Origin of the sequence: Desulfosarcina cetonica JCM 12296 (genome assembly GCF_001311845.1) — a bacterium.
In the GTDB taxonomy this organism is placed as follows: domain Bacteria; phylum Desulfobacterota; class Desulfobacteria; order Desulfobacterales; family Desulfosarcinaceae; genus Desulfosarcina; species Desulfosarcina cetonica.
Genome location: NZ_BBCC01000429.1, coordinates 1 through 1,597, shown reverse-complemented (window position 1 = coordinate 1,597; position 1,597 = coordinate 1). Strand labels below are relative to the sequence as shown.

Below are 1,597 nucleotides of genomic sequence, written 5' to 3'. Positions count from 1 at the left end.
CGTGGCCGCCTCCCGCGCGGCCGGCAAGCCGGTCTCCCTGCTGATCCCCAAAACCTTGTGGCCCGTTCCCGAGCGGATGATCATGGAGACCGCCGCCCCGTACAAGCGTATCGTTGTCGTGGAAATGAACACCGGCCAGTACGTGCGCGAGATTCAGCGTCTGCTACCTGGCAAGACCATCGGCTTTTTCGGTCAGATGAACGGCAATCTGATCAAACCGGAACAGATCCGGGAGGTGATTTAAATGAGCAGCCTGATCAACACCAGCCGCCCCCCGGTGTTCTGTCCGGGATGCAGTCACGAGCGCATTACCCATGCCCTTGACAAGGCCCTGGAAAAAATGGGCCTTGCCGGCAACCAGGTGGTCCTGGTCAGCGACATCGGGTGCTCGGGACTTTTCGATACTTTTTTCAACACCCATGCCTTTCACGGCCTGCACGGCCGGGCCCTGACCTATGCCACGGGTCTGAAGATGGCCCGCCCGGATCTTACGGTGATCGTCACCATGGGCGACGGGGGGCTGGGCATCGGCGGCGCCCATGTGCTCTCCACCTGCCGGCGCAACATCGACCTGACCCTTCTGGTGCTCAACAACTTCAATTACGGCATGACCGGCGGGCAGTGCTCCTCCACCACGCCCCAGGACGCGTGGTGGGCTCCGGATTTCTCAACCGCCTGGAAAAGCCGGTGGACATCTGCCAGATCGCCGCTGCCGCCGGTGCACCCTATGTGACCCGCAGCTCATCCTATGCACCCGATCTGGTGGATGAGATTGTTGCGGCCATCCGCTACGAGGGCTTTTCCCTGATTGATATGTGGGGCATGTGCCCGGGCCGCTACACCAAACGCAACAAACTCACGCCCAAGATGATCGACGCCGGGCTTGAAGCCCTACCCCCGTTCAAGGGGCCGGTGGCATCCAACCAGCGGCCGGAGTACGGCCAGGGCTATTGCGCGATCACCGGCCAGATGAAGGCACCTGCCGGACCGGCAAAGGTCGCGGCCCGCTTCACCCCGCCAACCAGCGGCCGCCAGGAGGTGCTGATTCTCGGCAGCGCCGGGCAACGCATCGTCACGGCGGGTGAAATTTTCTGCCTGGCCGGCATGACCGCCGGATGGCACGCCAGCCTGAAGAACGACTACCCCATTACCGTGTTGCGCGGCCACAGCGTCAGCGAGATGGTGCTCGCGCCGGAGCCCATCGATTATACCGGTATCGATCGGCCGTCCGTGGTGGTGGCCCTGGCCGACGAAGGCGTCGGCCGGCGTAAGCAGTTGCTGGCCCAGTTGGGCTCGGAGACTTTGATTCTCAAGGCTGCCGGGGTCAACCTGCCGGCCACCGGCGCCACGGTCCAGGAGATCGATTTCAAGGCCGACAAAATCAAGGTCCAGGATTGGGCCCTGGCCAGCCTGGGGCTTTTGGCCAAACGCAATCTGGTGATTTCCATGGAGATGCTCAAGGCCGCGCTGGAGATGCGCTTCAAGAAGGAGATTCTGGCGACAGCAAAGGAACTGGTCGACCGTGTCAGCGAATGACCCATCAACATAAAAAAGGAGGATGTATGGATTTCAAGCTGAGCAAAGAACATCAGATGCT

2 protein-coding genes and 1 pseudogene are annotated in these 1,597 nt (G+C 61.6%); all 3 read left to right on the top strand.

What is annotated here, in order from left to right; genetic code table 11:
- Positions 1-244: pseudogene (locus tag JCM12296_RS34650) on the top strand (transketolase C-terminal domain-containing protein); the annotation flags it as partial.
- The gene (locus JCM12296_RS46745) at positions 245-733 is read left to right on the top strand and encodes a thiamine pyrophosphate-dependent enzyme (protein WP_246805324.1); all 489 of its coding nucleotides are present in this window, start codon (positions 245-247) and stop codon (positions 731-733) included.
- Positions 652-1,536, top strand: a complete 885-nt coding sequence (locus JCM12296_RS34645) for a 2-oxoacid:acceptor oxidoreductase family protein (RefSeq protein WP_246805322.1) — start codon at positions 652-654, stop codon at positions 1,534-1,536. Before JCM12296_RS46745 ends, JCM12296_RS34645 begins: the two co-directional genes overlap by 82 nt.
- The last annotated feature ends 61 nt before the right edge of the window (positions 1,537-1,597 follow it).

What these genes read in the sequence shown, in the direction of transcription:
- JCM12296_RS46745 (WP_246805324.1), top strand. Translation starts at nt 245, where the DNA reads ATGAGCAGCCTGATCAACACCAGCCGCCCCCCGGTGTTCTGTCCGGGA.